Annotated in this window: 21 protein-coding genes; 9 read left to right on the forward strand and 12 right to left on the reverse strand. The window is 72.5% G+C overall.

The features are described from left to right. From C1J01_RS31545 to C1J01_RS31570, 6 genes are all read right to left on the reverse strand, one after another. A partial coding sequence (locus C1J01_RS31545; RefSeq protein ID WP_235854793.1) for a cupin domain-containing protein occupies positions 1 to 714 on the reverse strand: 714 nt, incomplete at its 3' end. Next, on the reverse strand, positions 711 to 1,622 hold the full coding sequence (locus C1J01_RS52525; RefSeq protein ID WP_235854794.1) for a DUF6807 domain-containing protein: 912 nt from the start codon (positions 1,620 to 1,622) through the stop codon (positions 711 to 713). The genes C1J01_RS52525 and C1J01_RS31545, both read right to left, overlap by 4 nt. Continuing rightward, positions 1,619 to 2,716 (reverse strand): Gfo/Idh/MocA family protein, encoded by a 1,098-nt coding sequence (locus C1J01_RS31555; RefSeq protein WP_111182620.1) that lies wholly within the window; start codon positions 2,714 to 2,716, stop codon positions 1,619 to 1,621. Before C1J01_RS31555 ends, C1J01_RS52525 begins: the two co-directional genes overlap by 4 nt. Before the next feature lie 26 nt (positions 2,717 to 2,742). Beyond that, entirely contained in the window at positions 2,743 to 4,023 is a 1,281-nt protein-coding gene (locus C1J01_RS31560; protein WP_220040196.1) for an ABC transporter substrate-binding protein, read from the reverse strand. 17 nt (positions 4,024 to 4,040) lie between these two features. Beyond that, the gene (locus tag C1J01_RS31565; RefSeq protein ID WP_111182621.1) at positions 4,041 to 4,874 is read right to left on the reverse strand and encodes a carbohydrate ABC transporter permease; all 834 of its coding nucleotides are present in this window, start codon (positions 4,872 to 4,874) and stop codon (positions 4,041 to 4,043) included. Next, positions 4,864 to 5,766, reverse strand: a complete 903-nt coding sequence (locus tag C1J01_RS31570; protein ID WP_111182636.1) for a carbohydrate ABC transporter permease — start codon at positions 5,764 to 5,766, stop codon at positions 4,864 to 4,866. The genes C1J01_RS31565 and C1J01_RS31570 overlap by 11 nt, the downstream gene beginning before the upstream one ends. Positions 5,767 to 6,031: 265 nt before the next feature. Here C1J01_RS31570 and C1J01_RS52530 point away from each other — a divergent pair, with 265 nt between their 5' ends. Continuing rightward, a complete protein-coding gene (locus C1J01_RS52530; protein ID WP_235854795.1) occupies positions 6,032 to 6,385 on the forward strand; it encodes an EamA family transporter in 354 nt (117 codons plus the stop codon). Positions 6,386 to 6,505: 120 nt separating this feature from the next. Here C1J01_RS52530 and C1J01_RS31580 read toward each other — a convergent pair whose 3' ends face one another. Together C1J01_RS31580 and C1J01_RS31585 are read right to left on the reverse strand one after the other, a co-directional pair. Beyond that, positions 6,506 to 7,537 (reverse strand): LacI family DNA-binding transcriptional regulator, encoded by a 1,032-nt coding sequence (locus tag C1J01_RS31580; protein WP_111182622.1) that lies wholly within the window; start codon positions 7,535 to 7,537, stop codon positions 6,506 to 6,508. Positions 7,538 to 7,629: 92 nt separating this feature from the next. Next, positions 7,630 to 8,148 (reverse strand): DinB family protein, encoded by a 519-nt coding sequence (locus C1J01_RS31585; RefSeq protein ID WP_235854796.1) that lies wholly within the window; start codon positions 8,146 to 8,148, stop codon positions 7,630 to 7,632. Positions 8,149 to 8,246: 98 nt separating this feature from the next. Here C1J01_RS31585 and C1J01_RS31590 point away from each other — a divergent pair, with 98 nt between their 5' ends. The 5 genes from C1J01_RS31590 (at position 8,247) to C1J01_RS31610 (ending at position 12,793) form a co-directional block, all read left to right on the forward strand. Next, positions 8,247 to 8,873, forward strand: coding sequence for a TetR/AcrR family transcriptional regulator (locus tag C1J01_RS31590; protein ID WP_146615787.1), 627 nt, complete (start codon positions 8,247 to 8,249; stop codon positions 8,871 to 8,873). Beyond that, positions 8,870 to 9,760 (forward strand): ABC transporter ATP-binding protein, encoded by an 891-nt coding sequence (locus tag C1J01_RS31595; RefSeq protein WP_111182625.1) that lies wholly within the window; start codon positions 8,870 to 8,872, stop codon positions 9,758 to 9,760. The genes C1J01_RS31590 and C1J01_RS31595 overlap by 4 nt, the downstream gene beginning before the upstream one ends. Beyond that, positions 9,757 to 11,325, forward strand: coding sequence for an ABC transporter permease (locus C1J01_RS31600; RefSeq protein ID WP_111182626.1), 1,569 nt, complete (start codon positions 9,757 to 9,759; stop codon positions 11,323 to 11,325). Before C1J01_RS31595 ends, C1J01_RS31600 begins: the two co-directional genes overlap by 4 nt. 62 nt (positions 11,326 to 11,387) lie before the next feature. Then, the gene (locus C1J01_RS31605) at positions 11,388 to 11,825 is read left to right on the forward strand and encodes a MerR family transcriptional regulator (RefSeq protein WP_111182627.1); all 438 of its coding nucleotides are present in this window, start codon (positions 11,388 to 11,390) and stop codon (positions 11,823 to 11,825) included. Then, entirely contained in the window at positions 11,822 to 12,793 is a 972-nt protein-coding gene (locus C1J01_RS31610) for an NAD-dependent epimerase/dehydratase family protein (protein WP_111182628.1), read from the forward strand. The genes C1J01_RS31605 and C1J01_RS31610 overlap by 4 nt, the downstream gene beginning before the upstream one ends. 10 nt (positions 12,794 to 12,803) lie before the next feature. On the opposite strand, the gene C1J01_RS31615 is transcribed toward C1J01_RS31610, so the two are convergent. Then, a complete protein-coding gene (locus tag C1J01_RS31615) occupies positions 12,804 to 13,136 on the reverse strand; it encodes a nuclear transport factor 2 family protein (RefSeq protein ID WP_111182629.1) in 333 nt (110 codons plus the stop codon). A gap of 130 nt (positions 13,137 to 13,266) precedes the next feature. On the opposite strand from C1J01_RS31615, the gene C1J01_RS31620 reads away from it, so the two are divergent. Both C1J01_RS31620 and C1J01_RS49260 read left to right on the forward strand, forming a co-directional pair. Further along, a complete protein-coding gene (locus C1J01_RS31620) occupies positions 13,267 to 14,187 on the forward strand; it encodes an AraC family transcriptional regulator (protein ID WP_111182630.1) in 921 nt (306 codons plus the stop codon). Positions 14,188 to 14,293: 106 nt separating this feature from the next. Further along, a complete protein-coding gene (locus C1J01_RS49260; RefSeq protein ID WP_146615788.1) occupies positions 14,294 to 14,620 on the forward strand; it encodes a hypothetical protein in 327 nt (108 codons plus the stop codon). Between the two features lie 29 nt (positions 14,621 to 14,649). Here the strand turns inward: C1J01_RS49260 and C1J01_RS31625 are convergent, their stop codons facing one another. After that, positions 14,650 to 15,501, reverse strand: coding sequence for an oxidoreductase (locus C1J01_RS31625; RefSeq protein ID WP_111182631.1), 852 nt, complete (start codon positions 15,499 to 15,501; stop codon positions 14,650 to 14,652). A 341-nt stretch (positions 15,502 to 15,842) separates the two neighbouring features. Between C1J01_RS31625 and C1J01_RS31630 the strand changes: the two genes are divergently transcribed. Beyond that, positions 15,843 to 16,682 carry an NAD-dependent epimerase/dehydratase family protein gene (locus C1J01_RS31630; RefSeq protein ID WP_111182632.1) on the forward strand — a complete coding sequence of 280 codons (840 nt, stop codon included), beginning with the start codon at positions 15,843 to 15,845 and terminating at the stop codon, positions 16,680 to 16,682. Positions 16,683 to 16,768: 86 nt separating this feature from the next. Here C1J01_RS31630 and C1J01_RS31635 read toward each other — a convergent pair whose 3' ends face one another. Both C1J01_RS31635 and nhaA read right to left on the reverse strand, forming a co-directional pair. Further along, positions 16,769 to 17,953: a PucR family transcriptional regulator gene (locus tag C1J01_RS31635; protein ID WP_111182637.1), complete on the reverse strand. Its 1,185-nt coding sequence runs from the start codon at positions 17,951 to 17,953 to the stop codon at positions 16,769 to 16,771. A 73-nt stretch (positions 17,954 to 18,026) separates the two neighbouring features. After that, positions 18,027 to 19,352, reverse strand: a complete 1,326-nt coding sequence (nhaA, locus tag C1J01_RS31640) for a Na+/H+ antiporter NhaA (protein WP_111182633.1) — start codon at positions 19,350 to 19,352, stop codon at positions 18,027 to 18,029. Between the last annotated feature and the right edge of the window lie 195 nt (positions 19,353 to 19,547).

The raw sequence follows: 19,547 nt of genomic DNA on the forward strand, positions 1-19,547 counted from the left end.
GTGGAGGGTGGGGTGGGCGACGTCGTGGGCGCGCAGGTGGCCGCACATGCCCCAGCGCTCCTGCGGCGGGCTCTCCATCAGCGCCGACTCCCCCAGGTGCGCGCCGTCGCCGTCGCCGAGGGCGTCCAGGATGGCGGCGGTGCGGCGGGCCTCGCGGGCGACCGTGTCCTCCCAGATCTCCCGCCACCGCGCCACCCGGGGCCGCACCAGGGCGACGGCGCTGTCGTAGAACCGCCGGAGCGGGTCGAGGTCGCCGCGGGCGGCGCTGCCGGACAGCCGCAGGAAGCCCTCGACGGCCAGCTCCCGACGCCGTACGACGGCCGCCTCGACCACCTCGGGCGGCCCGTCGGGCAGGGCGGCGGCCTCGGCGTACCGCTCCGGGTCGGCGACGATCTCCGGCGGGAACGTCATGACGGCGTCGCCCGCCTCGGGCAGTCCGGCGTTCGACATGACGACCACCACCTCCAGCCCGCCTCCGTTGACGGCGCGGTGGATGGTGCCGGGCGTGAACCACACGGTCGACCCGGCGCGCAGCTCCGTCTCGCGCGGGCCGTTCAGGTCGAGGGTGCGCAGCGCGCCGCGCCCGCCGACGACGACGTACGCCTCGGTGGAGGCGGTGTGCAGGTGCGGTGTGCCGCCCTCCAGGCCGTCGGCGCACGCGCCGAGCGCGTACACCGACAGCCGGCTGACCGACGTGCCGCCGGGGAACGTCACGGCCGGGCCGCCAGTGCCGCCCGGCCGTGGTCGGCCAGGAGCGCCGTGCCGTCGTCGCCGCGGTCGCCGTCGGCGATCACGACCGCGTACCGGAAGCTCAGAGTCCGGCTGTCCGGCAGCTCGACCTCCTCGCTGAAGAACGGCGCCGGGCATAGGCAGGCGAACTGCTCGGAGCGGGCGAACCACTGCGGCGGGTGCTGCGGGTTGGCCGTGTCGTCCACCATGACGATGGTGGAGTGCTCGCCGGTCTCGTCGTGCCGGCCGCGGAAGCCGAACCACTCTGCCCGCAGGCCGCGCAGCTCGTCGCCGCCCGCGCCCTCGGGCGACTGGATGATCCCGCCGGTGAACGAGCGGGGCCCGCGCCAGAACAGGCCGCCGTACCCGGCGTTCTCGCGGCCCTTCGTGGTCGGCGAGCCGAACCAGAGGGCGGCGCCCGACACGTTCGTCATCGCGGTCTCGAAGACCAGCGCCCAGGTGGTGTCGTCCACGACGGTCGTGCTCAGCGAGCGGCGCTCGTCGATGACCGGCGAGCCGTCCTGCCCGCTCCAGTCGAGGGCGTGCGCTATCTCGACCCGTTCGGGGGTGGCCGAGAGCGTGGTCATCTCGCGGTGCGTGGCGCTGCCGTTGTTCGCGAGCTGGACGTACCGTCCGTCCACGAACGTCGGCCCGCCCCAGAAGTTGTGCTCGCCGACGTGCGGCAGCGACCAGGCGATGCCCTTGTGCCAGACGTGGTCGTGCGGCCGGAACAGCGACACGAGCGCGCCGCCGAGGGTGCGGACGGGGTGCAGGTACGGCTTCGGCGACTCCAGCACCGGCGTGTCGGGCCGGTAGGTGTAGGTGAACAGCTCGACGTCGCCCGCCGTGACGGCGACCGAACGGCCGAGGGTATGGGTGGCCTGCAGGGTCACGGGTTCCTCACCTTTTCCCATGGGGCGCCCGTGCCGTCCATCTTCTGGGCGAACGGGCTGTCGGCAGTGATCTGTCCGGTTCGTACGCGCTCGCCGGTGAAGGCGGAGGCGTACAGGGCGGCGATGAACTCCATCGTCCGCCGGGCGTCGGCGACGGTGACCGGGGGCGCCTCGCCGCGGTCGAGCGCGTCGAGCACGGCGGCGAGCCAGCCGCTGTGGCCGCTGCGCCGCTCGGAGCGGTCCCGCCCCCACAGCGCGGTCACCTCGTCGTGCCCGGGCGCCGGGGTCACGGTCCAGTCCTCGTCGGTGTAGCCGTACAGGTGCTCGACCTCGACGGTGGCGTGTTCGTAGTCGAAGCGGAGGTGGGAGGTCTGTCTCGGGGACAGCACCGAGTTCACCACGGTGGCCACGGCGCCGCTGTCGAACGTGACCAGCGCCATCGACACGTCCTCGGTGTCCACCGGGCGGGCCCGCCGGGCGGCCACGGCGGTGACCTCGCGCCACGGCCCGAGCACCGAGAACAGCAGGTCGAACTGGTGGATGCCGTGGCCCATCGTGGGCCCGCCGCCCTCGGACTCCCAGGTGCCGCGCCACGGCACCGCGTAGTAGTCCTCGTCGCGGTACCACTGGGTGAGGCAGGTGGCGAGCAGCGGGCGGCCCAGCTCCCCGGCCTCCGCCAGCCGGCGCAGGCGGAGCGCGCCCGCGCCGAAGCGGTGCTGGAGCACCGTCGCGACGTGCGCCGTCGAGCGGCTCTCCGCCTCGGCCAGGGCGTCGAACTCGGCGAGCGTGAGCGTCGGCGGCTTCTCCACCAGCACCGTCACCCCGGCCTCCAGGCAGGCGATGGCCAGCGGAGCGTGCAGGTGGGGCGGCGTGCACAGGTGGACGAAGTCCGGCCGCTCCTCCCGCAGCAACTCCTCGGTGCTCGCGTGGCTGCGCGGCACGCCGTACTTGGCGGCGAACTCGGCCGCCCGCCCGGCGTCCACGTCGGCCACGGCCACGAGGCTCGCCCGGCCCGAGCCGAGCACGGCCTGCGCGTGGACGTGCGCGATCCCACCGGTGCCGATGATCGCGGCCCGGTAGTTCCGTTGTGACATGTTCTGGTCTCTCCTGTGGTGGGGGGTCAGGCGCCGTCGATCTCGGCCTGCAGCTCCTTGATGAACGCGGCGGCCGCCTGCTCGGGGGTCTCGCGGTCGAACAGCACCTCTTCGGTGTGCCGCTTGATGATCGCCTCGACGGTGCTGGCACCGTTCGGGGTCACCCGGGGGGCCGGGCCGACCTCGACGCCGTCCATGTACGCGACCGCCTGCTTGTCGTCCTCGGTCAGCTTGGGGGTGATGGACTCGCGGACCTTGGTGTTGGCCGGGATGCCGCGGTCGGTCAGCATGATGTTCGCCGCCTCCGGGTCGTTGGCCAGGAAGTCCACGAACAGCGCCGCCTCGGCCGGGTGCTCGCTGCGCGAGGAGACCGACCAGTACATCGACGGCTTGTAGTACGCGCCCCGCGACTTCGCCTGCGCCTCACCGGGGAGCTTGAGCAGCCTCAGCTTGGACCCGCTGGCCGCGGTCAGCGAGGAGAGCTGGGTGTTCCACCAGGTCGCGAAGACCGAGGCGTTGGTGGCGGTGCCCGACTGGTCCAGCGAGCCACCGGCCCGCTCGACGCTGACCGCCGCCGGGGGCGTGACGCCCTGCGCGGCCAGGTCCTTGACGTACGTCCAGAACGAGGCCAGCACCTCCGGCGGCGCGGCCACGTCGCCCTGCTCGTCGAAGAGCGCGGCGCCGTGCTGGCGGACCCAGATGTTGAGACCGCCGGCCTCGAAGCCCAGCGACTGCACGCCGGTGACCTTGCCGCCGCCCGCCTCCGACACCTCGCCGCCGATCCGCTTCAGGTCGTCCCACGACCAGGTGGCGTCGTCCGGCAGGTCGATGCCGTACTGGTCGAGCAGGTCGGTGTTGGCCACGATCGAGTACGTGGTCAGGCCGGTCGGCAGCGCGTACTGCTTGCCGTTGACCAGGCCGGTGTCCAGGGCCGCCTTGTCGAAGTCGGCGGTCTTCAGGAACTTCGCCATGGTGCCGAGGTCGAGCAGGGCGCCGCGCTCGGCGTACGAGGAGAGGTAGAGCTCGTCCATCTGGATGACGTCGGGGGCGTCGTTGGCGGCGACGGTGGTGGCGAGGCTCTCCCAGTAGCCGTTCCACTCCTTGAACTCGCCCTTGACGGTGATGTTCGGGTGTTTCTTCTGGAACAGGTCCATGACCTGCTGGGTGCGCTTGTGCCGTTCGTCGGAGCCCCACCAGGTGAAGCGGAGGGTGACCGGCTCGTTCGACAGCTCCTGACCGGCGCTGCCTCCGCTGCCGCAGGCGCTGAGCATGAGGGCCGCCACGAGGGCGAGGGCGATCTTTCGCATGATGGTTCCCCTGGGGGTTACTTGCCGCCGGTCGTGGCGATGCCTCGGATGAGGTAGCGCTGGCCGACGAGGAAGGCGAGGAAGACCGGGGCCAGGGACACCACGCTCATGGCGAACATGGAGCCCCACGACGTGGAGACGGTGGCGTCGACGAACGAGCGCAGCGCCACCGGCACCGTGTACATCTCCGGGTCGGTGAGGTAGATGAGCTGGCTGAAGAAGTCGTTCCAGGTCCAGATGAAGGTGAAGATCACCGTCGTGGCGAGGGCCGGGAGCATCAGGGGCAGGATGATCCGCAGGAAGATGCGCGGGTGGCCGGCGCCGTCGATCCTGGCCGCCTCGTCCAGCTCGCGCGGCAGGCCGCGGATGAACTGCACCATGAGGAAGACGAAGAACGCGTCCGTGGCGAGGAACTTCGGCACCACCAGCGGCAGGAACGTGTTCACCCAGTCGAGCTGGGAGAACAGGATGTACTGCGGCACGATGATCACATGGATGGGCAGCATGAGCGTGCCCAGCATGATCGCGAACCACAGGCGCTTGCCGGTGAACTCCAGCCGGGCGAAGGCGTAGGCGGCCATCGAGCACGACACGAGGTTGCCGATGATGCAGGCCAGCACGAGGATCGCCGAGTTGGCCAGGTAGTGGCCGAACGGCGAGGCCAGCGCGGTCCAGCCCTCGCCGTAGTTGTGGGTCTGGAGGCTGTCGAGGATCAGGCCGGGACGGCGGAAGATCTCGTTGTCCGGGCGCAGCGAGCTGACCACCATCCACAACACGGGATAGAGCATGACCAGCGCCAGCAGGACGAGCCCGGCGTGCTTGAGCGCCTTGCGCGCGAGATCAGTCATCATAGACGACCCAGAACTTGGCGGCCCAGAAGTTGATCGCGGTGAACGCGGCGATGATCACCAGCAGGAGCCAGGCGAGGGCGGAGGCGTAGCCCATGTCGAAGTTCGCGAACCCGCGCTGGTAGAGGTAGAGCGTGTAGAACAGGGTCGAGTCGGAGGGGCCGCCGCTGCCGCCGGAGACCACGAACGCCTGCGTGAACGCCTGGAACGCGTGAATGATCTGCAGCACCAGGTTGAAGAAGACGATCGGTGACAGCAGCGGAATCGTGATCTTCCTGAACTGCGTCCACTTGCCGGCGCCGTCCGTCGAGGCCGCCTCGTAGTACATCACGGGGATCTGCCGCAGGCCCGCGAGGAAGATGACCATGGGGGCGCCGAACGTCCACACGTTCAGCACGATCAGGGTGCCGAGCGCGGTGCTCGGGTCGGAGATCCAGCCCTTGCCCTCGATGCCGAACATGGCCAGCACCTGGTTGACCAGCCCGTCGGCGCCGAAGATCTGCCGCCACAGCACCGCGATGGCGACGCTGGAGCCGAGCAGCGAGGGCAGGTAGAACGCCGAGCGGTAGAACGCCAGGCCGCGCAGCCCCCGGTCGAGCAGCAGCGCCAGAGCCAGGGCGGCGGCCAGCTGCAGCGGCACCGAGACGACGACGTAGATCAGCGTCACGCCGAGCGCGTTGTGCAGCCGGGCGTCGCCGAGCATGCGGACGAAGTTGTCCAGGCCGTTGAGGGTGGGCGGCTGGATGAGGTTGTAGTCGGTGAAGCCCAGCAGGAACGAGGCCACGATCGGGCCCGCCGTGATGAACAGCAGCCCCGCGAACCAGGGGAGAAGGAAGACGAAGGCGGCCTTGTTGTCACGCTTGCCGCCGAGGGTTCCGCCGCTGCCCCTGCGCATCCGCTGGAGCTCGCCGAGAGCGCTCACGCGAGCCTCCTCGACGCGATCATCCGTGACCTCCCGTCACGACGGGACGGATTCGCTCCGCCCCGTGGGAAAACGTATTCCGCAGTTTGCACGGCTGTAACGCAAGCGTCAAGAGTGTTGCAAGTGACCCGTTTCAGGCGCCCCGTCGCCCGTTCCGCTGCTGCGCGCAGGCCCGCTCACGGGCTCTGGTCTGGCGCTGGGGTTGCTGGCCGCCGCGTGTTCGGCCGGATATTTCCTGATGAACGATAGCTTCGGGGACGACGTGGACCCGCTCGGCCTCATCGCCTGGGGGATGACGGGGGCGGCGGTGGTGCTCACCCCGTTCGCGTCGCCCTGGGATCTCCCCTGGGACGCGTTCACCAAGTCCGTCACGCCGGCCGCGGGCGGCGAGGCGTTGCCCGTGCTGGTGGCGTACCTGTGGATGGTGCTGGTCGCGACCGTGGTGGCCTACATCCTGGGGGTGAACGCCGTGCGGCGGCTGTCGGCCGCCGTCGGGGCCACCGTGGCATCGCTGGAGGTCATCGCCGGGGCGGTGCTGGCCTGGGTGCTGGCCGGGGAGACGCTGGGCGGTTCCAGATCGCGGGCGGCGTGATCGTGTTGTCCGGCGCGCTCCTCGCCCAGACGCGTACCGGCTCTGTGGCGAAGCGTCCGGCGGTGCCGGACACGGGCCTCGAAGCGAGCCCGGCCGGTCACGAGCGGTAGGAGCCGCGCGTCAACGGCGGGGGCGGGTGCTCTCCCGGACGATCAGGTGGCCTCGCAGGCACAACCGGCCGCCGGTCTCCGTCTCTGACAGGGCCAGGCGGATCGCCTCCGCGCCGGCGTGGGCGAGCGGCAGCGCCATCGTCGTCAGGCGGGGCGTCACGTCGCGGGCGAGCGGGATGTCGTCGATTCCCGTCAAGGAGACGTCGCCGGGAACGTTCACCCCGGCGGCCCGGAAACCCGACAGGGCGCCGATGGCGATGATGTCGTTGGCCGCGAGAACGGCCTCCCGCCCGTCCATTCCCTCTTCCGCCAGCCGGCGCGCCGCCTCGAATCCGCCGTCGCGGCTGACCGCGCAGGAAATGGTCCGCACGTCCCGCGGGTCGACCCCTCCGGCCTGCAGTCCGTCGATGAAACCGGCCGTACGGTCGGACATGTTGCGCAGGTCGCCGGCGCCGCCGAATATCGCCACTCGCCGGTGTCCTGTTTCCGCGAGAAAGGCGCCCACGGAATGGCCGGCGCGGTAATTGTCGAATCCGATCGAAGGAAACGGCGTCTCCGTCTCGCCGACGATGACGGCCCGGCCGCCTTCGCGTTCGTACGACGAGAGTTCCGCGCCCAGGCGGCCTTCGAGCTCGTCCGCCATGAAGTGACCGGAGGTGAGCACGAGCGCCCGGGGCCGCAGCGCGCGCAGCACGCGGATGGTGTCGAGCTGCCGGTCGGGCACGCCCATGGTCGACGAGACCGTGACGAACGCCCCCGCCGTGCGGGCCTCGCGCTCCATCGCGGCCACCATCATGCCGATGGACGGGGTGGTGAGGTCGTCGGCGACGAGCGCGATCGCGTCACCGGCGCGGCGCATCGCCCTGGCGGCGGCGTCGGCCGTGTAGCGCAGGGCCTCCGCGGCGGCCAGCACGCGGGCCTCGTACTCGGGCGCGACCTTCCTGGCGCTGCCGCTCAGGACCCGGGAGGCGGTGGCGACCGAGACCCCGGCCGCTGCGGCCACGTCGTGCAGCGTGACCGTGGGCCTCGCCGCGTGGGGCATCCTCGTGTGTCCTTTCGTCCGTCGCGACAGACCGTTCGAAGAGTACTGCCCCGGCGCCGGCAGCAACGCGCCCACGGAGTGCGCTGACGTGATCAGGTGCCGACGGTTCCGTCGACACGTTCGCGGAGGAGGTCGGCGTGGCCGTTGTGGCGGGCGTACTCGCCGTGCATGTGGACGATGGCCCACCGCAGGCACATCGGACCCCAGCGGGGGCTGTCGAAGATCGCGTCGAGCGGCAGCCCGGAGGCGGCCTCCCGAGCGGCGGCCTGCTCGGCCACCAGCGCGGCCAGATCGTACGCCGCCCGCGCGGGGTCGGCGTCGTCGAAGGCGGCGTCCGGCCTGTCCGGGGTGCCGTAGAGGCTCGGCACGGCCTGGGCGGCGAAACGGCGGCGGAACCAGGTCCGTTCGACGTCGGTCAGGTGCCGGACCAGGCCGAGCAGCGACAGGTTCGAAGGGGCCAGCGGCCGTTCGGCCAGTTGTGCGGCGGTGAGTCCTGCGCATTTGTGCAGCAACGTGCCGCGCTGCCAGTCGAGGAAGCCTTCCAGCATGGCGCGTTCGCCGGCGACGAAGGGCTCGTCGGCGCGGACGACGTGGGGGGCGGTCCAGGTCACCGGACCAGGATGCGTCAGGAACGCCCAGGGCCGCATACGGAATATTGACGGGCAATACGCTTGCCTAGCTTACAATACAAACGTATAGAGTGCTGGACGTGCGACCAATCTCTGAAGAAGACCTCACGGCGCGCGCCCGCATCCGCGACGCGGCGATGGCGTTGTTCGCCGAGCGAGGGGTCAAGGCGACCACCATCCGCGGCGTCGCCGAGGCGGCCGGCGTCTCCCCCGGCCTGGTGCAGCACCACTTCGGCACCAAGGAGGAGCTGCGGCAGGCGTGCGACGAGTACGTGCTGAGCTACGTGCGCGAGCAGGTCACCACCGGCATCACCGACCACAACCTGGAAAAGCCCGAATACATCGAGAACGTCTACCGCAGCGCGCCCCCGCTGATGCACTACCTCGGCCGCGCCCTGGTGGACGGCTCCCCCGGCGCCGCCGCCATGTTCGACGAACTCGTGAACGTGACCGAGCAGCACCTGAGCCACGAGGACCGCCCCGAGGCCGACCATCGGGCCCGCGCCACCGTACTGACCGCGATGAAGCTCGGCATCACGGTGCTGCACGAGCACGTCTCGCGCGCGCTCGGCACGGACCTGTACGAACCGCAGGGCGCACTGCGCGTCGGCAAGGCGCAGCTCGACCTGATCAGACCGGAATTCCTCGGACGCGAACTGTTCGAACAGGCGCGTGCGGGCCTGGAGAAGTTCGAGGGCGACCGATGAACGCAGTGGTACACGCCGAGGGCCTGGTCAAGGCGTTCGGCCGGGCGAAGGCGCTGGACGGGCTGGACCTGACCGTCGAGAAGGGCGAGGTGCACGGGTTCCTCGGCCCCAACGGCGCGGGCAAGACCACGACGATCCGCATCCTGCTCGGCCAGATGCGCGCCGACGGCGGCCGGATCACGTTATTGGGCGGTGACCCGTGGCGGGACGCCACCGAGCTGCACCGCAGGCTCGCGTACGTGCCGGGCGACGTCACGCTGTGGCCGTCGCTGACCGGCGGCGAGGTCATCGACCTGCTCGGCAGGGTGCGCGGCGGTCTCGACCCGGAGCGCCGCGCCGACCTGCTGGAGCGCTTCGAGCTCGACCCGCGCAAGAAGTGCCGCGCCTACTCCAAGGGCAACCGGCAGAAGGTGGCGCTGGTGGCGGCGTTCGCCTCCGACGTGGAACTGCTGGTGCTGGACGAGCCGACCTCCGGCCTCGACCCGCTGATGGAGGCGGTCTTCAACGAGTGCGTCGTGCGGGAGAAGCGGCGCGGGCGCACGGTGCTGCTGTCGAGCCACATCCTGTCGGAGGTGGAGACGCTGTGCGACCGCGTGAGCATCATCCGCGCGGGCCGTACGGTCGAGTCGGGCACCCTCGCCGACCTGCGCCACCTCACCCGCACCTCGGTGACGGCCGAGCTGATCGGGCCCGCGGACGGCCTGGCCGCGCTGCCCGGCGTCCACGAGCTGACCGTGGACGGCGCCCGGCTGCGCTGCCAGGTCGACCAGGACGCGCTCACGGCCGTCCTCGGTGAGCTGGCCCGCTCGGGGGTGCGCGCGCTGACGACGCAGCCGCCGACCCTGGAGGAGCTCTTCCTGCGCCACTACCAGGCGGCCGCGCGATGACCGGCACCTGGAGCCTGATCCGGCTCATCCTGCGCAGGGACCGCGTGCTGCTGCCGCTGTGGATCGTGATCAGCGCGCTGCTCCCGGCGAGCATCGCCGCCTCCACCGCCGGCCTGTACACCGACCAGGCCGCCCGCGACGCCTTCGCGGCGGCCTCCATGAGCAACCCGGCCCAGCTGGCCATGCGCGGCGTCATCCACGAGGCGAGCGTGGGCGGTCTGACCGCCTGGACGCTCGGCTCGTCGCTCACCCTGATCGGCGGCCTGGTCAGCATCCTGCTGGTGCTCAGGCACACCAGGGCCGAGGAGGAGGCCGGGCGGCGGGAGCTGCTGTCGTCCGGCGTCGTCGGCCGGCACGCCCCGCTGGCCGCCGCGCTCGTGGTCGTGCCGGCCGCCAACGTGCTGCTCGGCCTGCTGTCGGTGCCCGGGCTGGTGGCGAACGGCCTGCCCGCGGGCTCCTCGTTGCTGTTCGGGCTCTCGGTGGCGGGGGGCGGGTGCGCGTTCGCGGCCGTGGCCGCCGTCACCGCGCAGCTGACGGCTTCGTCCGGTACGGCGCGCGGTCTCGCGATCGGCGTCGGCGGCCTGATGTTCGCGCTGCGCGCGGCGGCCGACACCGGCGGCGTCGCGTGGCCGGCCTGGCTGTCGCCGTTCGGCTGGGTCCGGCTGACCCGGGCCTACGCCGGCGACCGGTGGTGGGTGCTGGGCCTGTTCGTGGTGTTCGTGGCCGTGCTGGCGGCGGGCGCGTTCGCGTTGTCCGTCCGCCGCGACGTGGCCGGCGGCCTGCTGCCCGCCCGGCAGGGCCCAGCCACCGGGACGCTGCGGGGCGCGTTCGGCCTGGCCGGGCGCCTCCACCGGGGCACGCTCGCGGGCTTCGCGATCGGCTTCGGCCTGCTGGGCGCGCTGCTCGGCGTCTCGGCGCGCGGCCTGGACACCCAGCTGAACACCCCGCAGTTCCGCGACCTCGCCGCCGTCCTCGGCGGCTCCGGCGCGCGCGTCTCCGACGTGTTCTTCTCGTTCGTGATGTACGTGCTCAGCCAGCTCGTCACCGGGGCCGCGCTGGTGTCGGCGTTGCGCGCCCGCGGCGAGGAGGTGGCGGGCCGGGCCGACCTGCTGCTGTCCACCCCGGTCGGGCGGCTGCGCTGGGCGCTGAGCCACCTGGCGTTCGCGCTCGCGGGGCCGGCGCTGCTGCTGGCCGTGCTGGGCGTGGCGGCCGGGCTCGCCTACGACTGCGACGCGCTGCGCGTGGCGGGCGCCACGCTGGCCTACCTGCCCGCGGTCTGGACCGTGGTCGGGATCGCGACGCTGGCGTTCGGCGTCCTGCCCGGGCTGGCGGCCGCCGTCAGCTGGACCGCGCTCGGGATCTTCCTGGTCGTGGACCTGCTGGCGGAGTTCCGGCTGGCGAGCGGGGTCGTCCTGGACGTGTCGCCGTTCGTGCACGTGCCGGCGCTGCTGCTGGACGGCGCCGGATCCCCCGTGGCGCCGCTGCTGGCGCTCACGGCCGTGGCGGGCGCGCTGGCCGTCGCGGGCCTGGCGTTGCTGCGCCGCCGTGACCTGGCAACCGCCTGACCTAAGGGGCTGCCGGCGGTCCGGTTGACTTCAAGCGCTTGAGGTGTGCTCTGCTGACCTGCGTGAACACCTTCACCATCCAGGAAGTGTCCCGGCGCAGCGGGCTGAGCGAGCCGACGCTGCGCTACTACGAGGACGTCGGGCTGATCGGCCCGATCGACCGCGACGAGAAGAGCGGGCATCGCCGCTACCGCGCCGAGGATCTCGACGTGCTGGAGGCGCTGGCCTGTCTGCGCGCGGTCGGCGTCGGCATCGAGGACATGCGCACGTACCAGGCCAACCGTGCGCGCGGCCGGGCGGCGGCGGGCGAGCAGCGCGATCTGCTGCTGCGCCACGCGGAGCGCGTCGAGGCCGAGATCGCCGCCCAGCACGCCCGGCTGGGCTACCTCCGCGAGAAGGCGGCGCTGTGGGACGCCCGCGACCGCGGCGACACCGTCGCGGAGGCCGAGTCGACACGGCGTGTCGTGGACGCGGCCGGCCGCCTGGGGGTGCTGCGATGAGCCCGGTCCTGGTCACCGGCGGGTCCGGCTACGTGGGGACGCATCTGATCGCGGCGCTGTTGCGGGCCGGGAGACCGGTGCGGGCCACGGTGCGCTCGACGATCCGCGAGGCCGGCCTGCGCGCGGCGGTGCGGCGCGGCGGCGCCGACGACTCCGGGCTGGAGGTCGTGGCCGCCGACCTGATGGCCGACGACGGCTGGCCCGCCGCGGTGGCCGGCTGCGCGGAGGTCCATCACGTCGCCTCCCCCATCCCGGTCGCCCAGCCCGAGGACCCCGACGAGCTGATCGTCCCCGCCCGCGAGGGCACGCTGCGGGTGCTGCGGGCCGCGCGGGACGCGGGCGCCCGGCGGGTCGTGCTCACCTCGTCCTTCGCCGCGATCGGATACACGCCCAAGCCGGGCGCCGAGTTCACCGAGGACGACTGGACCGATCCGGACACGCCGGGGCTGGCGCCCTACCCCCGTTCCAAGGCGATCGCCGAGCGTGCCGCCTGGGACCTGATGGAGCGCGACGGCGGCGGCACCGAGCTCGTCGTCGTCAACCCGACGTTCATCCTCGGGCCCACCCTCACGACCGCGCCGGGCTCCTCGATGCAGCTGATCAAGGCGATGCTCGACGGGACGATGAGCGTCGCGCCCCGTCAGCGCTTCGGCGTCGCCGATGTGCGTGACGTGGCCGAGCTGCACCTCCGGGCCATGGCGGCGCCCGAGGCCGCGGGCAAGCGCTTCCTGGCCGTCGCCGACGGCCCGGCGCTGAGCTTCCTGGAGGTGGCCGAGACCCTGCGCCGGCGGCTCGGCCCCCTCGCGGCGCGCGTGCCCACCCTGGAGGCGCCGGGGGACGACCCGCCACGGCCGGTCATCCACAACGACCGGGCCCGCGAGGAGCTCGGCTGGCGGCCGCGCGCCGTCGGGACGACGATCGTGGAGTCCGCCGAGAGCCTGCGCGACCTCGGCCTGCTGAAGCCCTGACACGGTCGCCTCAGGGCCGGATGCGCAGCACCTTCACATGCTGCTCGTCGAAATCCTCGAAGTGGAACCGCAGGCCCGGGAAGGGGCTGCCCGGGAAGTCGCCCGTGATCGTGCAGGTCACGACGAGCCTCTCGTCGGCCAGTTCGACGTCGGTGATCGTGTACTCGACGAGGGGGGCCGCGGCGCGCCAGGCGCGGATGGCGTCGATGCCCGCGTACTCGTTGCCCTCGTCCTCGACGAGGGCGTCGGCGGTGAACAGGGCGAGGAACGCCTCGCCGTCCGGTGAAGGGGCGAGCTCGAAGTAGCGCTGGATGACGCGGGGAGCGGCGGCGGTGACGGTCATGATCGTTCTCCTGTGTCGGCCGGTCGTATGGAGACATCCTATGAACGACGCAGTGGACGACCTATGCTCAAAAGAGTCGGAAATTTGTCCGTTCGTCTTCGTACATGAGGGTTGGCGGTACGATCAGACCATGGACGTGGTCAGCGACGCGGTCGCCGCCATCCGTACCGGGCGGCCGCAGGCGGCGCGCACGCGCCGGACGGCGCCGTGGGGGCTGCGGTTCCCGGCCGACCCGGGGACCGGCTTCCACGTCGTCCTCCAGGGCCGGTGCTGGTTGTTGTCGGCGGGCTGCGACCCGGTGCCGCTGAGCGCAGGGGATGTCGTGCTCGTCCCGCACGGCGATGAGTTCGCCCTCGCCGACGCGCCCGGCAGCGAGCTCGTCGAGGTCACGCCCGACATGGACGACACCTGGGTGCCGGCGCCCGACGCCTCCGCCGGCCCGCTCACCGTCCTGATGTGCGGCTCGTACCAGCTCGACCGGGCCGGCGCCCATCCGCTGCTCGCCGAGCTCCCCGCCTTCCTGCACCTCCCGCGGCGGGTGGGCGGCCGCACGGCGCTCAACGCCGTCGTCGACCTGCTCGGGGACGAGCTCGACCAGCGCAGGCCCGGCACCGACGCGGCGATCCCCGCGCTGCTCGACGCCATGCTGCTGTACATCCTGCGCGCCTGGTACCACGACCACGCCCCGCGCACCGGCGGCGGCTGGGCGGCCGCGCTCGACGACCCGGCCGTCGGTTCCGCGCTCCAGCACATGCACGCCGAGCCCGCGACGGCCTGGACCGTCGAGCTGCTGAGCCGGCGGGCCGGCATGTCCCGGGCCGCGTTCTCCCGGCGCTTCACCGAACTCGTCGGGCGCCCGCCGATGGCGTACCTGACCTGGTGGCGGATGACCACGGCCGGACGGATCCTCCGCGACGACGCCGACGCGCCGCTGCGGGCCGTGGCCGAACGGGTGGGCTACACCTCCGAGTTCGCCTTCAACCGGGCCTTCAAACGCGAGTTCGGCACCACCCCCGGCGCCTACCGCCGCCGAGACCCCGCCCACGCGTAGCGCGGCCGACCTTACGGCGAGGCCCAGGGCTACGATCTGCGAGAGATCGTCGGCATGCAACCGAGGTGGTCATGGCGGCAGGGAAGACCAGCGGAGGAACGACACCTTGAGCACCGGCCACGACTGCGTCCGTCCGAGCGCGGCCGGCGACGTCGAGCTGTGGCACTGCCCTGAATGCGGCACTCGGTGGGAACTCCTGCCGCCGACGCCGGTCACTCAGCCGAAGCCGAAGCGCACGATCAGCAAAGGGACCGTCAGAGCGCTCGTGGCGACGATCCTCGGCGCTGGAATGGTCGGTGGTGCGGCGGGGGTGTTACCGCGCAATTTCGTCGCCACACTCGGCTGCGCGGTCGTCCTGGTGGTGCTCTCGTACTGGCAGAACGCCCGCTCGACGCCGTCCGCCCCGGAAGAAGGCCCAGAAGGTCCTCCATGAGGACGTCGCGGTGGGTCGCCCACCGCTGGTCAGCTCGTACGGAAGGCGTCGTCGTGGTCGGTGGCCACGGAGACCGAGCGCCAGTCGTCGAGTTCGCGGCGTACGCGTTCCAGTTTGCGCTCCACCGCCGCCACGCAGTCGGAGCCGAGCTGGAGGCGGAGCGGGGCCTTGCCGGAGTCCACCACGTCGACGATCGCCTTGGCGGCCTTGACCGGGTCGCCGGGCTGCTGGTGGTTGACGTCGGCGGCGCGGGCGCGCGTCGCGCCCACCGGACCGCCTTCGTAGTCCGCGATCTGCGCGGCGGTGGCCTGCAGGCTGGAGGAGTCGAGGAAGTCGGTACGGAAGTAGCCGGGCTCCACGATCAGGACGTGCACGCCGAGCGGCGCCAGCTCGGCGTGCAACGCCTCCGACAGCCCCTCGACGGCGAACTTCGTCGCGCCGTAGACGCCCCAGCCCGGCGAGCCGGCGAACCCGCCGACGGACGACAGGTTCACGATCGTGCCGGAGCGCTGCGCGCGCAGCACCGGCGCGACCGCCCGGGTGACCGCCAGCAGGCCGAAGACGTTGGTGTCGAAGACGGCGCGCGCCTCGGCGTCGCTCGCCTCCTCGACCGCGCCGAGCAGGCCGCGGCCGGCGTTGTTGACCAGCACGTCGATCCGGCCGAACGCCGCCAGCGCGGCCTCCGCCGCCACCCGCCCCTGCTCCTCGTCCGTCACGTCGAGGGACACCGGCAGCAGGCCGTCGCCCGCGTCGGGGAAGGCGGCCAGGACGGACTCGACGCTCCGCGCCGTCGCGACGACCTGGTGACCGCGCGACAGCGCCTCATGGACGATCTCGGCGCCGAACCCGCGGGACGCCCCGGTGACGAACCACACGCTCATGATGTCGTTCCCTTACTTCCGGCTATGGCAGCGTCTCGGACGATACGCCGCACCGGTTCCCGCTCAACCCCATCTCCCCCAAATGCCGACAAAAGGGCGTCGCGCTACGCGTCCGCCCCGAAGACGTCGGAGTACGGGCCGGGCCTGTCCGGTGCGGGGTCCAGCCCCTGCCACAGAGCCCGCATGATCTCCCTCAGCCGGCCCACCTGCTCGTCGGTGAGCGGGCCGAACAGGCGCCGGCGCGCGATCGCACGCTGACCGGCGAGCAGTTCGCCCTCCTGGACGGCCTCCGGCGGTGACGCGCCGTGTCACATCCGGGCGGGGTGCCCCGTCCGGATGGCATGAGAGTTCTTGTCGCGGGCGCCACGGGCGTCGTCGGCCGTCAGCTGGTCCCCCTCCTCGCCTCGGTCGGGCACGAGGTCGTCCCGTTCACCGCCGACCTGCTGGACCGCGAGGCTTCGGTGCGCGCCGTACGGCGGGCCGCGCCGGACGCCGTGGTCCATCTGGCCACCCGGGTCCCGGCGGCGATCAACCCCAGGACGTTCGCCCGGGACTTCGCGGTCACCAACCGGCTGCGCGGCGAGGGCACGCGGAACCTGCTGGAGGCGGCGGGCGGCGCGAGGGTGATCACGCAGAGCCTCGCCTACGTCTACCGGCCCGGCGCGGAGCCGGCCGGCGAGGACGAGCCGCTGTGGGACGACGCGCCCGCGCCGTTCCAGCCGTCGCTGCGCGCACTGATCGAGCTGGAACGGCTGACCGGCGAGAGGGGCGGGCTCGCGCTGCGCTTCGGCCACCTGACCGGCCCCGGCACGCACTACGACACCGATGGCTCGATGACCCGGCAGGTCGCCGACGGCAGGCTGCCGATCCTCGGGGACGGCGGCTCGGTCTTCTCCTTCACGCACGTCCACGACGCGGCCACCGCGATCGTCGCCGCGCTGGACCGGCAGGTGACCGGGGTGCTCAACGTCGTGGACGACCACCCGGTGCCCATGCGGGAGTGGGTGCCGGCGTACGCGGCCAGGCTCGGCGGTCCCGCGCCGAAGCGACTGCCCGTGTTCATGGCACGGCTGTTCGCGGGGGCCTGGGGGGTGGCGTTCATGACGCGGCTGCGCGGGGCCGCGAACCACCGGGCGCGCCTGTGGCTGAACTGGCGCCCCGCCCACCCGTCGTTCCTGTGAACGGGTTGGCCGACCGGCGGCAGGGAGCCGGCGCCCACACGGGCAGACGTGCCGCTCGCTCACGGTGCGGGCGTGCGAGAGCCAGGCTAGGAGGTGAAGGGCCGGGTGACGGTCTCGGCGGGCCAGCCGAGCAGGCGCGCGCCGAGGGTGGCCGTCTCCAGCGCGTGCCGCTGGATGGGGTTGTCCAGGCGGTAGCCGGTCAGCTCGCGGACCCGTTCCAGGCGGTAGGTGACCGTACGGACGCCGACGTGCAGCCGATTCGCCGTCAGCGTGGCGACGCCGCCGGTGGAGAAGTAGGCGAACAACGTCTCCAGCAGGGTGCCCGGCCCTCCCCTGGCGGCGCGCAGCGGGCCCAGCACCGCCTCGACCAGCTCGGTGATCGCCGCCTGGTCCCGCAGCAGCACCTGGAGGACGAGCAGGTCGGAGGCGCGCAGCACGCGTTCGGGCAGCTGCAGCCGGCGGGCCAGCGCCACCACGTTGCGGGCCTCCTCGAAGGAGCGCACGACCCCGCCGGGCCCGTGGTGGGCACGGCCCACGGCGATCCGCAGCGACGGGTCGTCCGTCATCATCTCCTGCACGAGGGAGGCGAACGCCTCGCTCACGCCCTCCACGTATCCGGAGGACACGCAGACCAGCAGGCCCTCCTTGGTGGCGACCATGAGGTCCTGGAGGCCGAACCGGTTCAGCAACGACGCCTCCACGTGCCGGGAGACCGGGCCGCCGTCGTAGAAGGGCCGCTCGGCCTCGGCGATGGCGACGAAGTGGGAGCCGGCCAGCCGCAGCCCGAAGCGGGCCGCCCGCTCGGCCAGGGCGCCGAGGTCGCGGCGGCCGTGCAGCAGGTCGTCGATGAACTCGCGGCGCAGCGCCTCCTCCCGGCGGATCATCATGCGCTGCGCCCGCTCGTACCCCTCGACCAGCGCCACGACCGACCGGTCCGCGGCCTTGAAGACGGCCTCCCCCGCCGAGCGGAGCTCCTCGGCGCGCCTGCTGCCCACGATGCCCGGCAGCAGCGGCCAGCTCATCCAGGTGGCGCTCAGGTGCACGTCGATGATCGCGCGCAGCGGCACGCCGTCGCGCGCCGCCGACTCGCCGCACGCCCGCATGGAAGCCAGCTCCGCGGCGTCCGGGCGCCGGCCCGTGCGGCTGACGTCGGCCAGCAGCGGAAGGTACTCCCGCAGCCACTCGGCGGGAACGCCGCCGGCGTCGGCGCCGGCGCGGTCGGCGATCTCCGCCCAGCGCGCGTGGTCCGCTTCGTACCGTTCCGCATCCATGAGCTCAGACTCGCCGAAGTGGGAGGCCGTCGGCAAGCCAGAGGTGCGCATGAGCGCCTGTGCCCGTTTCCCCTTACCTGCCGTCGGCAAGCTCGCGGGCGTCCGCGCCCTGGTAGACGTCGGGGACGTCGTCGTGGTCGCGGTCGGCGGTCTCCGCCTCGTGCAGCAGCCGGTAGGCGCGGTTGCGCAGGCGCAGGATCACCGTCGCCAGCAGCGCCGCCACCAGCGAGCCGGCGAGCACGGCCATCTTGACGTGGTCACCGCGTTCGGCGCCGAAGGCGAGGTCGCCGATGAGCAGCGACACCGTGAAGCCGATGCCGGCCAGCACGGCGAGGCCCAGCACGTCCACCCAGGTCAGCCCCTCGTCGAGGTGGGCACGGGTGAAGCGGGCGACCAGCCACGTCGCGGCCATGATTCCGACGGGCTTGCCGACGACCAGTCCCACCACGACGCCGAGGGCGATCGGGTCGCCGAGGGCGGTGACGGCGCCGTCCAGCCCGCCCAGGTGCACGCCCGCCGACAGGAACGCGAACAGCGGAACCGCCACCCCGGCCGAGAGGGGCCGGAAGCGGTGCTCGAAGTGCTCGGCCAGCCCCGGACCGGCTTCGGGCCCGCCCGCGCGCATGCTGCGCACGACCGGCACCGCGAAGGCGAGCAGCACGCCGGCGACGGTCGCGTGCACCCCGGAGGCGTGCACCAGCGCCCAGACCGCGAAGGCCGGCGGCAGCAGCAGCCACCACGAGCGCACGCGGCGCTGCACCAGCACGGTGAACAGCGCCAGCGGCACGAGCGCCGCCAGCAGCGGCACCGGCGCGAGGTCGCCGGTGTAGAAGACGGCGATGATGAAGATCGCCAGCAGGTCGTCGACCACGGCCAGCGTGAGCAGGAACGTCCGCAGCGCCGCCGGCAGATACCGCCCGATGACCGCGAGCACAGCCAGCGCGAAGGCGATGTCGGTGGCGGTCGGGATCGCCCATCCCGCCGCGGCCCCCTCGACGTCCCGGGTGACCAGCAGATAGAGCAGGGCCGGAACGAGCACACCGCCGACGGCTGCGGCGATCGGCACCGCCGCCCGCCGCGGCGAGCGCAGGTCCCCGGCGACGAACTCGCGCTTTAGCTCCAGACCGGCCACGAAGAAGAAGATCGCCAGCAGCCCGTCGGCGGCCCAGGTCGCGAGGTCGAGGTTCAGGTGCAGCGAGGCGGGGCCGATCGTGTGGCCGCGCACCGACTCGTAGGCAGCCGACCAGGGAGAGTTGGCCCATACCATCGCGAGTGCCGCCCCTCCTAGGAGCAGGGCCCCGCCGATGGTCTCCTTGCGCAGGATGTCCGCGATGCGGCGGGCCTCGGTCCAGGAGCCCCGCCCGAAGAGACGGGGTGCACTGCGCGCAGGCTGGGTCATATCACTCCAAATCAGGAAATTTCGCCATTACTAAGAGCCTGGTGGGGAAGACGCGGTACGCGACAGGGCCGCCGGACGCAGCCTCGACGAGCCGTACGTTGCCGATAAGCGGCAAAGTCGGAACCCCGGTCCCCCGACCGTGAACGGCACCTCCGTGACTCCCGGGGAAAGGTCGCGGAGGTGCCCCTCCCACCC

The organism is Nonomuraea aridisoli, from assembly GCF_003236395.1.
In the GTDB taxonomy this organism is placed as follows: Bacteria; Actinomycetota; Actinomycetes; order Streptosporangiales; family Streptosporangiaceae; genus Nonomuraea; species Nonomuraea aridisoli.